General features: G+C 72.9%; 11 protein-coding genes. 4 read left to right on the top strand and 7 right to left on the bottom strand.

Annotation, left to right across the window (positions count from 1 at the left end; all coding sequences use genetic code 11):
• Window positions 1-12 precede the first annotated feature (12 nt).
• Together ACFCLZ_RS36865 and ACFCLZ_RS36870 are read right to left on the bottom strand one after the other, a co-directional pair.
• A complete protein-coding gene (locus ACFCLZ_RS36865; protein ID WP_380282273.1) occupies window positions 13-1338 on the bottom strand; it encodes an MFS transporter in 1326 nt (441 codons plus the stop codon).
• Between the two features lie 25 nt (window positions 1339-1363).
• On the bottom strand, window positions 1364-2605 hold the full coding sequence (locus ACFCLZ_RS36870; protein ID WP_380282274.1) for a glycoside hydrolase family 1 protein: 1242 nt from the start codon (window positions 2603-2605) through the stop codon (window positions 1364-1366).
• Between the two features lie 96 nt (window positions 2606-2701).
• Between ACFCLZ_RS36870 and ACFCLZ_RS36875 the strand changes: the two genes are divergently transcribed.
• The 3 genes from ACFCLZ_RS36875 to ACFCLZ_RS36885 all read left to right on the top strand — a co-directional run bounded on the left by ACFCLZ_RS36875 (window position 2702) and on the right by ACFCLZ_RS36885 (window position 6388).
• On the top strand, window positions 2702-3898 hold the full coding sequence (locus ACFCLZ_RS36875) for a TetR/AcrR family transcriptional regulator (protein WP_380282275.1): 1197 nt from the start codon (window positions 2702-2704) through the stop codon (window positions 3896-3898).
• 166 nt (window positions 3899-4064) lie between these two features.
• A complete protein-coding gene (locus ACFCLZ_RS36880) occupies window positions 4065-5348 on the top strand; it encodes an esterase/lipase family protein (protein ID WP_380282276.1) in 1284 nt (427 codons plus the stop codon).
• A gap of 11 nt (window positions 5349-5359) precedes the next feature.
• Window positions 5360-6388, top strand: coding sequence for an alpha/beta fold hydrolase (locus ACFCLZ_RS36885; protein ID WP_380282277.1), 1029 nt, complete (start codon window positions 5360-5362; stop codon window positions 6386-6388).
• Between the two features lie 115 nt (window positions 6389-6503).
• Here the strand turns inward: ACFCLZ_RS36885 and ACFCLZ_RS36890 are convergent, their stop codons facing one another.
• Complete coding sequence (locus ACFCLZ_RS36890) at window positions 6504-7085, bottom strand: transglutaminase family protein (RefSeq protein WP_380282278.1); 582 nt, start codon at window positions 7083-7085, stop codon at window positions 6504-6506.
• Between the two features lie 207 nt (window positions 7086-7292).
• Here ACFCLZ_RS36890 and ACFCLZ_RS36895 point away from each other — a divergent pair, with 207 nt between their 5' ends.
• Window positions 7293-9104, top strand: coding sequence for a CocE/NonD family hydrolase C-terminal non-catalytic domain-containing protein (locus ACFCLZ_RS36895; protein WP_380282279.1), 1812 nt, complete (start codon window positions 7293-7295; stop codon window positions 9102-9104).
• A gap of 138 nt (window positions 9105-9242) precedes the next feature.
• On the opposite strand, the gene dnaE is transcribed toward ACFCLZ_RS36895, so the two are convergent.
• The 4 genes from dnaE to ACFCLZ_RS36915 all read right to left on the bottom strand — a co-directional run bounded on the left by dnaE (window position 9243) and on the right by ACFCLZ_RS36915 (window position 16762).
• Window positions 9243-12809 carry a DNA polymerase III subunit alpha gene (dnaE, locus tag ACFCLZ_RS36900; protein WP_380282280.1) on the bottom strand — a complete coding sequence of 1189 codons (3567 nt, stop codon included), beginning with the start codon at window positions 12807-12809 and terminating at the stop codon, window positions 9243-9245.
• Between the two features lie 178 nt (window positions 12810-12987).
• Window positions 12988-14715 (bottom strand): ABC transporter ATP-binding protein, encoded by a 1728-nt coding sequence (locus ACFCLZ_RS36905; RefSeq protein ID WP_380282281.1) that lies wholly within the window; start codon window positions 14713-14715, stop codon window positions 12988-12990.
• Window positions 14712-15701 (bottom strand): ABC transporter permease, encoded by a 990-nt coding sequence (locus tag ACFCLZ_RS36910; RefSeq protein ID WP_380282282.1) that lies wholly within the window; start codon window positions 15699-15701, stop codon window positions 14712-14714. Before ACFCLZ_RS36910 ends, ACFCLZ_RS36905 begins: the two co-directional genes overlap by 4 nt.
• A complete protein-coding gene (locus ACFCLZ_RS36915) occupies window positions 15698-16762 on the bottom strand; it encodes an ABC transporter permease (RefSeq protein ID WP_380282283.1) in 1065 nt (354 codons plus the stop codon). Before ACFCLZ_RS36915 ends, ACFCLZ_RS36910 begins: the two co-directional genes overlap by 4 nt.
• Window positions 16763-16793 lie beyond the last annotated feature (31 nt).

Here is a 16793-nt window from a genome sequence, read left to right on the forward strand (position 1 = left end):
AGGGCGACCCGGTCAGCGGACGCTGCGGATCGGGAGGACGGAGAGCGCGCCCAGCAGTGCGATCACGCCGACCACCGGGTAGAGCGCGGCGTAGCTGCCGAAGAGGTGGACGACGCCCGCGGCCACGACCGGCGCGAGGGTGTTGGGCAGGGTCGCGGCGAGGTTGAGCACGCCGAGGTCCTTGCCGAAGTCGTCCGGGTTCGGCAGCACGCTGCTCATCAGCGCCTGGTCGACCGCGATGAACGCGCCGAAGCCGGAGGCGACCACGAGAGTGGACAGCGCGAGTCCGGCCACCGACGGCAGGAGGAGCGGGATCACGGCGCCGGACGTGATGAGCAGTCCGGCGGCGAGCACCACGGGCTTGCGCCGGCCGATGCGGTCGGAGAGGGGACCGGCGACCGCCGTCGCGACGATGATGCCGGGGAGCGCGGCGAGCCCGAGCAGCGGTACGGTGCGCGTCGCCTCGTCCAGGGTCAGGCCGAGGTAGTCCTGCGCCAGGTAGAGCTGGTAGGTGCTCAGCATCGCGTACCCGCCGAACAGCAGCAGGCGTCCGGCGAAGCCCCAGAAGAAGTCGGGATGGCGGACCGGGTTGACCCAGAAGGCGGCGAGGAAGGCGCGCAGCGAGAACGGCTGTCGTGGCTCACCGCGGTTGTCCCGGTCGGGCACGAGGACGACGAACAGCACGATGGCGAGGAGGACGACGCCGGCCAGGACCGCGTAGCCGAGCGGGAGGTCGTCGGTGAACAGCGAACCGACGGCCGGGCCGGCGACGGAGCCGAGGAGCACGCCGAGTCCCACGCCGGTCGAGTACCGCCCGCGCAGCCGCTCCGGGACCCGGTCGGGCAGCAGCGCGGAGAACGGTCCCTGGGAGGCGTTGAACCCGAACTGCACCAGCATGACGCACACGGTCAGGGCGGCCACGCCCGGTGCGAGCCCGGCGGTGAGCAGCGCGGCGGAGCCGATGAGGGCGCCGCCGAGCATCCACGGTCTTCGCGCGCCGTACCGGGTGCGGGTCCGGTCGGACAGCACGCCGACGATCGGCTGGGCCAGCATCGCGGCCACGGCGCCGAGGGCGTTGATCACCGCGAGGTTGGAGGCCTTGGCGTCCGGGGCCAGGTGCTCGACCTGGATGGCGGCGTAGTACGTCGAGACGGCGTAGGCGACCGGGGCCGCCGCGGCGACGAACGGGGCGGTCCGGAACAGGCGCCGCAGCTCCGGTGGCACCTTGCCGCCGGGTTCTACCGCCCGGTCGGCGGCCGGAGTCGGGTCGGCGGCCGGAGTCGGGCCGGTGGCCGGCGGGGGGTCGTACGCGGGCCCGGGGTCGGCGTGCACGGACATCCTGGTCTCCGAATCTCTGGCCTGGTCACTGCGGACCGTTGCGGTGGGCGCGGGCGCGGGCGCCGAGCTGGGCGAGGCTCGGCTTGGGGGTGCGGACGAAGGTCTCCCGGTCCACGGCTATCAGGCCGAACGTGGGCGCGTAGCGGCCCCATTCGTAGTTGTCGAGCGCCGACCAGTGCAGGTAGCCGCGCACGTCGACGCCGTCCGCGACGGCGGCCTCCAGGTGGCCGAGCGCCTCGGTGGTGTAGGCGATCCGCCGGCTGTCGTCGTCGGTGGCGATGCCGTTCTCGGTGACCAGCAGGGGGACGCCGCCGGCCTCGTCCCAAGCGCGGCGCAGCGAGATACCGAGGGCGTCCGGCCGGTACGCCCAGCCGGTCAGGCTGTTGTCGGGGTGCTCCGGGTGCGGCACCGGGCCGTTCGCGCCGACCGGCTGGCTGGTGTACGCCTGCACGCCGACGAAGTCGTCCTCGCGGGCGGCGTCGAGGTAGAAGCCCTCCCAGCTGCGGTGGACGCGCTCGAAGACCTCCTCGTTGCCCGGGGTGGGGGTGAACGACTGCTGTGCGACCGTCCAGCCGGCCTTCGCGTTCGTCGTCCCGCGCACCACCTCGACGGCGCGGCGGTGCACCTGGGCGAGCGCGTCGCCGAGCGCCTGGTCGGGGCGGACGCCGGCCAGCGCCGTCGCCAGCTCGGTGGCCGCCTGGCCGCCCGCCTGCCCGCTGTCCGGCGCGCCGCCCTGCCCGCCGTCCATGGCATTCAGGTAGACCTCCTGGATGCTCGCGAACACGGCGAGCATGTTGGGCTCGTTGATCGTGCAGACCCAGTCCACGTCCCGCAGCGCGGTGGAGACGAACTCGATGTAGCGGGCGAACCGGTCGGCTGCGTCGGGGCGCCGCCAGCCGCCGGACTCGGCGAACCACCGGGGCAGGGTGAAGTGCTGGAGCGTCACGACCGGTGCCAGGCCCAGCTCGTGGGCCGTGTCGACCATCCGGCGGTAGTGGTCCCGCTCGGCCCGCGAGAACTGCCCGTCGGCCGGTTCGATCCGCGCCCACTCGAAGCCGAAGCGGTAGGCGTTCAGCCCGGCCGCCGCCAGCAGCCCCATGTCCTCGGCGTAGCGGTGGTAGCTGTCGACGGCGTCGCCGCTGCGGTCGGGGAACGGGGAGCCGGGGGCGGTCTCCATCGCCCACCAGTCCGCGTTCACGTTGTTGCCCTCGATCTGGTGCGGTGAGGTGGCGGCTCCCCAGAGGAAGTCCTCGCGCAATTGGGCCATACCGGTCTCCTTCGGTCACAGGTCCGTCCGTGGAGCGAAAAGTTACCACGCTGGTGGTAAGAATTGGAGGGGTGACACAGGCGCGATACTGGAGCGATGGCGATGAAACGGGGCAGCTACCGGACCGGGCGCGAGCGCGTCGAGCGGATCCTGGACGCCTCCCACGAGCTGTTCATCAGCACCGGCTACCGGGCCACCTCGCTGCGCGACATCGCGGCGGCCTCGGGGATCTCCCATCCGGCGCTGCTGCGTCACTTCGGCTCCAAGGAGGAGATCCTCACCGCGCTCGTCGACCGGCTCGACCGCAAGCCCGGGAACTGGCGCGCGGATGGCGCGTCCGGCGTCGAACGAGCCCTCTCGGCGGCCGAGGTGGCCCGGCGCAACGAGGCCGAGACCGGGTGGATCCCGCTGTTCACCGCCCTGCTCGGCGAGGCGACCAGCCCCGAGCACCCGGGCCACGAGCTCATGCGGACCCGCCGCCGGATCGCGGGCCGGCTGGGCGTGCGGCTGCTCGGCGGCCTCGGCGGCGACGAGCGCTCGGTGAAGCTCGCCGTCCAGCGGCTCAGCGCCGGGTGGGACGGCCTGCAGATCCTCTCGCTGTACTTCCCCGGCCGGATCGACATTCCCGGCCTGCTCGGCGCCTACGAGGACGACCTGAGGGCGTACGGGATTCCCCCCGCGCCCCCGGCGCCGCCGCGCCTGCCCGACGCCCCGCCGGGCGCGGAGGCAGCCGGGGAAGCGGCCGCGCGGCCGGAGCCGACGCCGCGCGCCCGGGCGTTCGAGAGCGCGGCCTGCCTCTACGCGGCCCACGGGTACTACGGCACCTCCATGCAGGCCGTGGCCGACGGGGCCGGCCTGACCAAGGCCGCGCTGGTGCACCTCGCCCCGACCAAGCGCGCGCTCCTCGACCTGGTCGTCGCCGAGCTCACGGCCCGCGCGCCGGACGAGAGCGACCCCGGCAGCCGGCTGGAGGCGTTCCTCGGGCGCCCCCGCTGGCAGGCCGCCGCGGAGATCGTGCTCATGTGCGAGGCGACCGTGCCGTCCCACCCCGCCCACGCCCTGATGGCCGGACGGCTCGAGTACAGCCTCGCCAGCACCGAGCGCGACCTCGCGGCAGCCGGATCGCCGGCGGAGGAGGTGCGCACGGCGGCGCAGTGGTTGGTCGCGCTCGCGCTCGGGGGGCTGGTCGCGTGGCTCTACGAGCCCGGGGACGTGGAGCTGGGCACCCTCGTCGCGGAAGCGGTCCCGCCCCGCCCGCGCGGCCGCGCCGCGCCGGAGGCGCTCGCACGCTGACACCGCGGCGCCCCGGGGGCGCCCCGCGTGGGACGTGCCCGCCCTGGCCAGGTGGCCGGCCGCCATATCGGGGCGCCCGAGGTGTGGGCCGCCGCCATGGGGAGGGCGCGGCGGCATCCGTAGCGTGTCGCCCTACTGGAGCCTCGGCGTGGAGGAGCGGGTGCGTATGTGGAGAATCAGTGGACGCGGTGGGCGCAGAGGCGTGGGCTGGCTGCTCGCGGGCGTGCTGGCGCTGATCGGCGCGGTCGTCCCGACGGGGCAGGCCTCGGCGGCGGTGCCGGCGCACCTGACCCTGGAGGCGACCTACAGCAGCGTCGCCAACGGCTGGGACCGGGTCGAGCGCTACCTCGACACCACGACCGGTTTCAAGCAGGAGCAGTATCCGCCGGACGGCCGGGGCAACCAGGACGGCCAGCGGCTCACCTTCTTCGGCGGCGTCAAGCAGCCGTACTCCGGCCGCTTCCTGCTCTACTCGGCCCCGGGCTGGAACACCGGCGCGCACCAGGTCCCGGTGCTGCTCGTGCACGGCGCCAACGACAACCCGGACCGGGCCTGGGCCAATCCCGGCGAGTCCGGCGGCTACGGCTGCGGCAGCCTCTCCTGCCCGAGCACCGGCCTGATGCAGAACCTGTCCGGGCGCGGCTACCGGGTCTTCGCGATCGGCTTCGCGCACAAGCAGGGCGACAACCTGATGCAGGCCCAGGAGGTCGGCGACGCCGTCGCGCTGATCCGCGCCAAGCTCGGCGTCCCCCAGGTGGACGTGGTGGGCTGGAGCAAGGGCGAGATGTCCGCGCGGTCCTACGTCTCCTCGGTCAAGCCGTCCTGGGGCCGCCCGTACGCGGGCGACGTGCGCAAGCTGATCACCCTCGGCGGCCCGAACGGCGGCTACGACTACCCCTTCGCCCACGGCTGGGCGCACGACTTCTCGATCTGGCCGCAGTGCGGCGGCCAGGTCAACGCCCCCGCGCCGCACCTGCGGATGACCTGCTACGGCACCTACACCGCCCACCCGGAGTTCTCCTTCGCCCCCTCGGGCGGCTACGACGTCTATCCCGGGCAGCGGCAGATGCTGGCCCGCTGGGACTCCACCTTCGGCATCGACCAGACCCAGCAGGACTGGTACACCACCTACTACGGCGGGCAGGGCTTCTACACCGAGGGCGGCGGCATCCAGGCCGCGATCGACGCCGGCTCGCTGATCGCCCCGCTGCACCAGGCCGGGGTGCCCGCCTCGGTGACGACCTACCTCCTGGCGGGCGGCGCACCCAGCGTCGTCGGCATCTTCAACGAGAACCGCGCGCCCAGCGACGGCGTGGTCTTCGTGGCCAGCGCCCTGGACACCACCGGCATCGCCACCGTCGGCGGCACCGCGCTGATCACCCTCGCCAACCACCTGCAACTCGGCTGGGACGGCGCGGCGAGCGCGCAGGTCGCCGGCTGGCTGAACTGAGGACCCGCCGGATGATCGTCGACCGACTGACCGCCACCGACCGCCTGACGGTGAACCACGCCGAGATCGAGGGCCGCACCGGGGAGCCCGTGGTCCTGGTGCACGGCAACGTCTCCTCCGGCGTGTTCTGGCACCCGACCATGGCCGACCTCCCCGACCGCTACCGCCCACTGGCGCCCGACCTGCGCGGCTTCGGAGGCACCGAGCCGCTGCCGGTGGACGCCACCCGGGGCCTGCGCGACCACAGCGAGGACCTGCTCTCCTACGTCGAGGCGCTGGCCCTCGGCCCGGTGCACCTGGTCGGCTGGAGCATGGGCGGCGGCGTGGCGCTGCAACTGCTGCGCGACCGGCCCGAGCTGGTCCGCTCGCTCACCCTGGTCAACCCGGTCTCGCCGTACGGCTTCGGCGGCACCCACGGGGTGGACGGGCGGCTCAACTCGCCCGACGGCGCGGGCTCGGGCGCCGGCGGCGCGGCCCCCGAGTTCGTCCGGCTGATCCGGGAAGGGGAGCGGGGCGCCGAGTCGCCGTTCGCGCCGCGCTCGGTGCTGGACACCACCTACGTCAGCGAGCCGCTGGCCGAGCCGGACCGGTACGTGGCCGCCATGCTGGCCACCCGGACCGGGGAGGACCACTACCCGGGCGACAGCCGTCCGAGCGACGCCTGGCCGGGCTTTGCGCCGGGCGGGCGGGGGGTGCTCAACTCGATGGCGCCGACCCACTTCCGGATCGACGACCTGGAGCTGGTCGAGCCGAAGCCGCCGATCCTGTGGATCCGGGGCGCGGCCGACGTGATCGTCTCCGACGCCTCGCTCTTCGACCTGGCCCACCTCGGGGCCATCGGCGCGGTACCGGGCTGGCCCGGCGCGGACGCCTGCCCGGCGCAGCCGATGGTGGCGCAGACCCGCGCCGTCCTCGACCGCTACGCCGCCGCGGGCGGACGGGTGCGCGAGGTGGTGGTCGAGGGGGCCGGGCACAGCGTGCACCTGGAGCGGCCGAAGGAGTTCCTGACCGCGCTGGTGGAGACGCTGGCGGGGGCGTAGCGGACCACGGCGCACCGTCGGCGGCCCCGGACGAGGAGTTCGACCCTCGTCCGGGGCCGCGTGCTGTGCGGGCGCCGGCCCGGCTCAGGTGCGGGCGGCGTGCTGACGGCGCCGCTCAGTATCCGGTGGGCGGCAGCTCGCTCGGGAGGTAGCCGTAGCCGGCGCGGCCCGGCACCGCCCGGGCGAGGGCCTGGACGAGCGGTGCGGGCGGTGTGCGGTGGATGCCGGGGTAGTCGCGTTCGCCCAGCTCCGGGCGGACCGGCCAGGCCAGCCGCTCGCGCTCCAGGTCGTACCGCGCGTCGACGCCCTCGCGGTTGCCCCGGGCGTCCAGGCGGGCCCAGCGGCCGTCCAGGTGGACGGCGTTGAGGGCGTGCAGCACGAAGCCGCCCGCGTCGTCCTCCAGCCGCTGGTAGCACAGGCCGGCCGGCACGCCCTGGGCCCGCAGCAGGGCGGCGAGCAGGTGGGACTTGCCGTGGCAGATCGCGTTGCGTGCGGCCAGCACCTCGGAGGCGCGGTAGGCCGCGCTGTACGTGCCCGCGTCGGCGGAGTGCCGCACCCGGTCGCGGACGAAGTGGAAGGCCGCCTCGGGGCCGGCCAGCTCGGCGGCCAGCGCCCGGATCCCCGGGTGCCGATGGTCGACCACCTCGTCCGCCGCGAGGTAGCCGGTGAGGTCGTCGGTCTCCGGTTGCAGCATCATGCCGACCACCGTGCCCCGGGCGGCGGGCCCGGCGGGCGGGATTCCACCATCCGGACGTGACGGCATCGTCAACGCCGGTCCGTGTCGTTCGCTCGTCCGGGCGAAGCCGCAGGCGTGCCGGTTTGTCCCGACCGCTAGGGAACATGATCGGGCTTGACGGCGCCCCCGTGGCGGGGCGCCCTGGCTGCCTCGGAAGGGCGGTACCTTATGACCACTGCCGGTGGAGACCCGATCCCGTCGGTCACCGAAGCGACGCTCGACGACATCGCGACCAACGGCATCTGGCGCGGTGCGGGTCTCGACATCAGTCCCGCCGTCCTCGCCGTTGCCAGGGCCCTGCTCGCCGCCGTCCAGGGCACGGCGACGGAGGGCGCGCTTCCCGAGGAGCTGCGGGAGCTGGTGGCCGGCGTCAGGCGGCGTGCCGAGGTCACCCTCCCGCGCATCGCCGTGGAGGGCGGCGTCGGCCTGTCGGCGTTCGTGATCAAGCAGAGCGGCTCGGAGCCGCGCCCGGTGGTGGTCGTGCCCGCCGGCTGGAACCCGTACGGCTGGCTGCCGTTCATGTTCGGGTACCTCTCGCTCGCGGCGCGCGGCTACCACGTGCTGGCGTACACCCCGCGCGGGATCGGCACCCCTGGCCTGCTGTCCACCTCCGAGGGGTTCATCGACGTCGCCGGACCGGTCGACTGGTCGGACGGCTCGTCCGTGATCGACTTCGCGCAGGCGGAGCTCGGCCGGGGCCCGGTCGGATTCCTGGGCCTGTCCTACGGTTCGGGGATCAGCCAGCTGGTCGCCGCGCACGACCGGGAGAACCGGGTCGCCGTCGTGGCGGCGCTGAGCACCTGGGGGAACCTCGCCACCAGCCTGTACGACAACGGCACCCGGCACACGGAGGCCGTGAAGAAGCTGATCGAGTTCACCGGGGGCGAGGAGGAGGACAAGTTCGACGAGGCGACGCGACAGATCCTCCAGGACTTCCGGGAGGGCCGGAACCTGGACAGGGTGGTGGAGTGGGGCACCGAGCGCGCCCCGGAGACGTACGCGCACCTCACCAACGGGCGTGGCATCCCGACCTACTACTCGAACACCTGGCACGAGAGCCTGTTCCCGGTCGGCGAGGTGATCGAGACCTTCGAGAAGCTCACCACCCCGAAGCACCTGAACCTGTGGATCGGCGACCACGGCGCCCCGGAGGGCGCCGGCATCACCGGTGTGCTGAGCGGCGTGCCCTTCCCCGGCCTGCTGACGCCGATGGCGGAGGCCTACGCCTGGCTGGACCACCACCTGCTCGGGGCGGACAACGAGGTGCCGCGATGGCCGGTGGTGAACAGCCAGGTCATGTTCACCTACCGGACCGCTCCGGTCGTCGGCGGCGGCCGGCGGATCACCGTCCCGGCCCGGCGCGAACCGCTCGGGTCCTGGGCCGAGGCCACCACCGGCAGCGAGGCCTGGTACCTGAACGGCAACGGCAACGGCGGCAACGGCGACGGCACCCTGTCCGACAAGCCGTCGGCGGGCTGGAGCCGCGGCTTCACCGCCGGGCACGAGACCGCCGCCACCGCGATGGACGACATCATGGCGACCGGTCAGAAGGAGTGGTTCGGCAGTCCCAAGGAGTACGATCCGGCCGGTTTCGAGCGGGCCAGGCTGCTGTTCTGGTCCACCGAGGCCCTGACCGGCGGCCGACGGGTCCGCGGCGCCGCCACGGTCCGGCTCGCGGTCCGGGCCGAGGAGTCCGACGCCGCGACCCTCGTCGCCTACCTCTTCGACGTGGCCCCGGACGGCACCGCCCGGATCATCACCCACGAGCCCTTCACCGCGGAAGGCCTGACCGCGGGCACGGACCGGACCGTCAGCTGGCGGCTCCAGCCCGCCGCCTACGACCTGCCCGACGGCCACCGCCTCGCCCTGGTCGTCAACAGCTACGACAAGCTCTACGCCTTCACCGGCAAGAAGGACAGCACCACCACCGTCACGTCCGTCGCCGGGGAGGAGGCCGTCCTGGAGCTGCCGCTCGGCTGAGCGACGCCCCGGGGGCGCGAACCCGCGGCACGCGCTGACGCCACCGCGGGTTCGCCGCTGTGCAGGGCTGCGTTCGGGGGCGACGGGCCGGCGGCCGGGTGGGACTCACCCGGCCGCCGCGCCCGCGGTGGGCCCGGCTCAGCTGCGGACGACGGTGCCCGCCCAGGCGCGGTTGCCGAGCAGGGTCTTCACGTCCGAGGCGAATCCGTTGTCGGGGTTCACCAGGAAGCCCAGCTCGTAGAGGGTGTCCTTGTCCCAGCCGGTGGTCAGCAGGCGGACGGGGACGTCGCCCGGGTGGGCCTGGAGGGCGAGCTTGAGCTCGGACACCACCTCGGGGGTGATCCGGGCGGCCGGCACGGTGATCTGGACCGGTGGCTTGGTGCCCAGCTCGGCGGAGGAGACGTCGAGCGTGGTGATCTCCTGGCCGAAGATGCTCAGCGACCCGTCGCGCTCGTTGAGCCGGCCGCGGGCCGAGATGACGTTGTCCTCCACCATCTGCTCGGCCATCAGGTTGTAGGTGGCGGGGAAGAAGAGCACCTCGACCGAGCCGTCGCGGTCGGCCAGGGTGATGATCGCCCAGGCGTTGCCGGCCTTGTTGATCCGGCGGTCCACGGCGGTGATGAGTCCGGAGAGGCGGACCTCGCCCTCGGTGCGGCCGGAGCCGAGAAGGTCGGCGATCGAGGTGTCGCGGTTCTGGGAGAGGATGTGCTCGGCGCCGTCGAGCGGGTGGCTGGAGACGTAGAGGCCGAGCATCTCCCGCTCCAGGGAGAGGAGTTGGCGGCGCGGCCATTCGCGGTCGGTGAGCTGGAAGTCCAGGCCGATGCCGGGCCCGCCGCCGTCGCCGGAGTCCAGGGCGCCGAAGAGGTCGTCCTGGCCGATCGCCTGCTGCTTCTTGAGCCCGGTGACGGCGTCGATCGCGCTCTCGTGCACCGTGCTGAGCGAGAGCCGGGTGTGCCCGAGGGAGTCGAAGGCGCCCGCCTTGACCAGGGAGTCGACGGTGCGCTTGTTGCACACCACCAGCTCCACCTTGTCCAGGAAGTCGGGGAAGGAGGTGTACTTGCCCTTCTCCTCCCGGGTGCGCACCAGCGACTCGATGACCGGGACGCCGACGTTGCGCACGGCCTTGAGGCCGAAGCGCACGTCGCTGCCGACGGCGGTGAAGTCGACCACCGACTCGTTGACGTCGGGGGAGAGGATCCGGATGCCCATCTGCCGGCACTCGGCCAGGTAGACCGCCATCTTGTCCTTGTCGTCGGCGACCGAGGTGAGCAGGGCGGCCATGTACTCGGCGGGGTAGTTGGCCTTGAGGTAGGCGGTCTGGTACGAGACCAGGCCGTAGGCGGCGGAGTGCGATTTGTTGAACGCGTAGCCGGCGAACGGGACCAGGACGTCCCACACCGCCTGGATGGCCTCGTCGGAGTAGCCGCGCTCCTTGCAGCCGGCGTGGAAGGGGACGAACTCCTTCTCCAGCACCTCCTTCTTCTTCTTGCCCATCGCCCGGCGGAGCAGGTCGGCCTGTCCGAGCGAGTACCCGGCGAGCACCTGGGCCGCTCGCTGGACCTGCTCCTGGTAGACGATGAGGCCGTAGGTGGGGCCGAGGACGTCGGCGAGCGGCGCCTCCAGCTCCGGGTGGATCGGGATGATCTCCTGCTGGGCGTTCTTGCGCAGGGCGTAGTTGGTGTGCGAGTTCATGCCCATCGGGCCGGGCCGGTAGAGCGCGGAGACGGCGGAGATGTCGGCGAACTCGGTGGGCTTCATCAGCTTGAGCAGGGCGCGCATGGGGCCGCCGTCGAGCTGGAACACGCCGAGGGTGTCGCCCCGGGCCAGCAGCTGGTAGGTGGTGGGGTCGTCGATCGGGATCTTCTCGATGTCGACGTCCACGCCGCGGTTGGCCTTGACGATCTTGATGCAGTGATCGATGATGCCCAGGTTCCGCAGCCCCAGGAAGTCCATCTTGATCAGGCCCATGGCTTCGCACGACGGGTAGTCGAAGCCGGTGATGATCACGCCGTCCTTGTCCCGCATGTGCAGCGGGATGAGGTCGAGCAGCGGCGTCGAGGAGAGGATGACGGCCGCGGCGTGCACACCGGTGCCGCGGATCAGGCCCTCGATGCCCAGGCCGGTGTCGATGATCTTCTTGACGTCGGGCTCGTTCTCGTACAGCGAGCGGATCTCGGTGCCCTCGTTGTACCGCGGGTGCTTGTCGTTGAAGAGGTCCGCCAGCGGGACGCCCTTGCCCATGACGTCCGGCGGCATCGCCTTGGTGATCCGGTCGCCCATGGCGAACGGGTAGCCGAGGATGCGGTTGGCGTCCTTGACGGCGGCCTTGGCCTTGATCGTGCCGAAGGTGTTGACCTGGGCGGTGTAGGCGGAGCCGTACTTGTCGGTGACGTAGCGCACCATCTGGTCGCGCTGGCGGTCGTCGAAGTCGATGTCGACGTCCGGGGGGTTGATGCGCTCGGGGTTGAGGAACCGCTCGAACAGCAGGTCGTGCTCCAGCGGGTCCAGCTCGGTGATCCGGGTCAGGTAGGAGACCATCGAGCCGGCCGCCGAGCCACGGCCCGGGCCGACCGGGATGCCGTTGTCCCGGGCGTACTGGCAGATGTCGGCGACCACGAGGAAGTAGGCGTCGAACCCCATCGGGGAGATGACGCCCATCTCCAGCTCGACCCGGTCCAGCACCTCCTGGCTCGGGTTGTCGCCGTAGCGGTGCTGGAGGCCGGCGGCGATCTTCTGGCGCAGGAACGAGGCCTGGGTCTCGCCCTCGGGGACGTCGAACTGCGGCATCCGGTCGACGTAGGTGAAGACCTCCCCGTACGACTCGACCCGCTCGGCGATCGCCAGCGTGTTGTCGCAGGCCTCCGGCAGCTCGCGGAAGAGCTCGCGCATCTCCTCGGCGGTCTTGACGTAGTAGCCGGAGCCGTTGAACTTGAAGCGGTTCGGGTCGTCCTTGTTCTTGCCCACGCCGACGCAGAGCAGGCTGTCGTGGGCGTCCGCCTGGTCGGCGGTGACGTAGTGCGAGTCGTTGGTGGCCAGCAGCGGGATGTTCAGCTGCTTGGCCAGGCGCAGCAGGTCCTCGCGCACGTCCTGCTCGATGGACAGGCCGTGGTCCATCAGCTCCAGGAAGTAGTTCTCCTTGCCGAAGATGTCCTGGTAGGCCCCGGCGGCCTTGACCGCCTCCTCGTACTGGCCGAGCCGCAGCCGGGTCTGCACCTCGCCGGAGGGGCAGCCGGTGGTGGCGATGATGCCGGTCGCGTTGGCGGCGATCAGCTCGCGGTCCATCCGGGGCTTCATGTAGTAGCCCTCCATCGACGCGAGCGAGGAGAGCTTGAAGAGGTTCCGCAGGCCGGTGGCGTTCTGCGCCCACATGGTCATGTGGGTGTAGCGGCCGCCGCCGGAGACGTCCTTGCCGCCCTCGCCGTCGGCGCTGGCCGGCCGCTGGCCGCCGGGCGACCAGAACACCTGCTTCTTGTGGAAGCGCGAGGACGGGGCGACGTACGCCTCGATGCCGATGATCGGCTTGACGCCGGTCTTCATGGCGGCGTGGAAGAACTCGTAGGCGCCGAACATGTTGCCGTGGTCGCTCATCGCGATGGCGGGCATGCCCTGTCTCTCCGCCTCGGCGAACAGCTTGCCGTTCTTCGCGGCCCCGTCCAGCATCGAGTACTCGGTGTGGACGTGCAGGTGGGCGAAGCTGTCGGACACGGCGCTGGGCTCCTCGGGTGGTGCTCGGGCGGGCAGCGGCCCAGGCTAGTCGGTCGGCGGGCACGACACGCCGTCGTCGGTGCTTCCTGCCCACGACCTTGACGTGGCTCTCGCGACTCCTTGACGGGCCGGTGGGCCCGGTCGCACCCCGCGAGGTGCGACCGGGCCCACCGGCGGGTCAGGCTCCGGCGCAGGCCAGCCGGGCGTGACGCCGGGCGGTCGCCTCGGCCGGGTCCAGCACCGGTACGGCGGCCAGCAGGCCCCTGGTGTAGGCGTGCTCGGGGGAGTCGTACACCGCGTCGGCGTCGCCCTGCTCCACGATCCGCCCGGCCCGCATCACCGCGACCCGGTCACTGACCTGCCGGACCACGGCGAGGTCGTGGGCGATGAAGACCAGGGCGAGACCGAGATCACGCTGGAGCTCGCCCAGCAGCTCGACCACCTGGGCCTGCGTGGTGACGTCCAGCGCGGAGACCGGCTCGTCGCAGACGATCAGCCGCGGCTCGGGGGCGAGCGCCCGGGCGATGCCGACCCGCTGGCGCTGCCCGCCGGAGAACTCGTGCGGATAGCGGTGGTACCAGTCGGGGTCGAGCCCCACGCGCTCCAGGAGCTCGCCGACCCGGGTGCGGATGCGGCGCTCGTCGCTCTCGCCGGCGATGCGCAGCGGGTCGGCGACGGACTCGCCGATGGTGCGGCGCGGGTTGAGCGAGGACACCGGGTCCTGGAAGACCATCTGCAGCTCGCGGCGGAGCGGGCGCAGCTCCTTCTCCCCGAGTGCCGAGATGTCCCGGCCGCGGTAGTGGAGCCGGCCGCCGGTCGGTTCCAGCAGCCGAACGAGCATCCGCCCGAGCGTGGTCTTCCCGGAGCCGGACTCGCCGACGACGCCCAGCGTCTCGCCGGCGCGCACGGTGAGCGAGACGCCGTCCACGGCGGTCACCGGGGCGGTGCGCCGGGTGAGGCCGCGGGTGGTGAACTCCCGGCGCAGGGCGTCGGCCTCGAGCAGGACCTCGCCCTCGCCGGCCCCAGCCTTCCGAACCTTCCCGGCGGGCCCGGCCGGCCCGGCCGGCTTGTCCGGAGTGCCCGGAACCCGCGGTGCGTCGAGCCGGGGCACCGCCGACAGCAGTGCGCGGGTGTACGGCTCGCGCGGCGCACCGAGCACCTCGGTGACCGGGCCGTGCTCGACGGCCCGGCCGTCCTTCATCACCAGCACCCGGTCGACGCTCCCGGCGACCACGCCAAGGTCGTGGGTGACCAGGACCAGCCCGGCCCCGGTCTCGGCGCGCAGCTCGTGCAGCAGGTCGAGGATCTGGGCCTGGACGGTGACGTCCAGCGCGGTCGTCGGCTCGTCGGCGACCAGCAGCCGGGGCTCGCAGGCCAGCGCCATCGCGATCAGCACCCGCTGGCGCATGCCGCCGCTGAACTCGTGCGGATGCGAGCGCGAGCGCCGCGCGGCGTCGGTGATGCCGACGCGGTCGAGCACCTCGACGGCCCGGGCCCGGGCGGCCCGGCGGGAGACCGGCCGGTGGACCCGCACGACCTCGGCGATCTGCTCCCCCACCGGGTAGTAGGGGTCGAGGGCGGAGAGCGGGTCCTGGAACACCATGGCCGCCAACCCGCCGCGCAGGCGCCGGAGTTCGTCGCCCTCGGCGGTGACGGCGTCGACCCCGGCGACCCGCACCGAGCCGCTGATCCGGGCGCCGGTGCCGCGGTGCAGGCCGAGCAGCCCGAAGGCGACGGTGCTCTTGCCGGAGCCGGACTCGCCGACGATGCCGAGCGCCTGTCCGGCGTCCAGGGTGAAGCCGACGCCGTCGACGGCGCGCAGATGGCCGTCGCCGACGGGGAAGTCGACGACCAGGTCCCGGACGTCGACCAGGCCCCCGACGTCGACCGGGGATGCGGCGCTCATGAAAGGACCACCCTTCGGTCGGCCACCGCGTAGAGCACATCCGCGATGACGTTGGCGAGGACGACGGCGAACCCGGTGACGAGGGTGAGGCCGACGACGGTCGGCAGGTCGATCAGGCCGACCGAGGTGACCAGCAGCTTGCCGAGCCCCGGGAGGCCGAACAGCGACTCGGTCAGCACGGCGGAGCCGAACATCGTCCCCAGGTCGATCGCGGTCAGCGCGATCACCGGGGTGAGCGCGCCGCGCAGCGCGTGCCTGGTCACCAGGCGCCGCTCGCTGACGCCGTACGCCCGGAAGGTCCGGATGTGGTCGTCGGCGAGGGTCTCCAGCATGGAGGAGCGGGTCAGTCGGGCGTACTTGGCGCACTCGATGAGCGCGAGCGAGACCCAGGGCAGCAGCAGGCCCCAGAACCACTGCTGCGGGTCCTCGGTGAGCGGCACGTAGCTCGGGAACGGCAGCCACTGGAGCTGGGCGCACAGGACGATCAGCAGCACCAGGCCGATGACGAACACCGGGACGGAGCTGCCGGCCAGCGTCAGCGCGGTCAGCAGGCGCTCGCCGAGCCGGCCCCGGCGCAGTGCGGAGAGCAGGCCGGTGCCGACCCCGAGGATCAGCCAGAGCACCATCGCGCCGAGCGCCAGCGAGGCGGTCACCGGGAGCCGGGCGGTGATCATGTCGGTGACCTGCTCGCCGCTGCGGTAGGAGACGCCCAGGCAGGGCGCCGGGCAGTGCAGCAGGCCCGTTCCGGAGCTGAAGTCGCGGCCGGCGACGACGCCCTGGAGGAAATGGGCGTACTGCAGGTGGACCGGCGCGTCGAGGCCGAGCCGTTCGCGCACCTGGAGGACCTGGGCGGGGCTGCACTTCTCGCCGCAGGCCAGCTGGGCGGGGTCGCCGGGGGCGATGTAGAAGACCGCGTAGACGATCAGGGAGAGGGCGAACAGGACGCCGACCATGCCGACGGCCTTGCGGAGCAGGAAGCGGGTCATGCGGTGGCCTCCTCGGCGGTGCCCGACGGGCCGGGGCGGGCGGAGTCCGGTGCGCCGGTGCCCGGGGCGGGGCCGTCCGCCGCCGGACCGGCGGCGCCGCGCGCCGTGCCGACCCGCAGCCGCGAGGCGGCGCGCGGGTCGAGCTCGGTGCGGACGGCGTCGCCGAACACGGTGAAGGCGAGCACGGTGACGAACAGCAGCGCGGACGGGAGCAGCACGTACATCGGGTCCGCGCGGAACCAGGTGGTCGCGCCGGAGAGCATCTGGCCCCAGGACGCGGTCGGCGGCTTGACGCCCACGCCGAGGAAGGAGAGCCCGGCCTCGGCGATCACGTTGGAGGGCAGCAGCACCGCGGCGTAGGTGATGACCGGCGCGGCCAGGGACGGCAGCAGCTCCCGGCGGGCGATCCGCCACCGGGTGGCACCGGCGAGCCGGGCCGCGGCCACGTAGTCGAGCTGCTTGAGGCTGAGCGTCTGGGCCCGGACGATCCGCGCGGTGCCGGCCCAGCCCAGCAGCCCGATGACCAGGGTCAGCAGGAGCGGGCGGGGGAAGCCGGAGGGCACGACCGCCATCAGCGAGATCGCGAAGACCAGGGAGGGCAGCGCGAGCATCACCTCGGTGGTGTTGCCGATCAGCTGGTCGATCAGCCGGCTGCCGAGGCCCGCGAGGAGGCCGAGCAGCACGCCGAGGGTGACCTGGACGAGGGTGGCGCCGACGGCGACGAGCAGCGAGATCCGGGCGCCGTGGACCAGGCGGGCGAACACGTCGCGCCCGGTGCCCGGTTCGACGCCGAGCCAGTGCTCGGCGCCGACGCCGCCGAAGGAGCCGATGGGCACGCCGCCGGCCGCCGAGTCGAGCAGGTCGTTGTGGTAGCTGGTGGGGTCCTGGCCTTCGAGCGCGGAGAGCAGCGGCGCCGCCGCCGCGATCAGCGCGAGCAGGACGATGACGAGGGCGGCGGCGAGGACGGCGCGCCGCGCGAGCAGCCGCCGCCACACCTGTCGCCCCCCGGCGGCCGGGGAGGCCGCGAGGGCCTCCCCGGCACTGGGTTCCTGTGGAGCCATGGTTGTCCGATCGATCCGTCCGGTCCCGTCC

Source organism: Kitasatospora purpeofusca, from assembly GCF_042691725.1.
Taxonomy (GTDB): Bacteria; Actinomycetota; Actinomycetes; order Streptomycetales; family Streptomycetaceae; genus Kitasatospora; species Kitasatospora purpeofusca_B.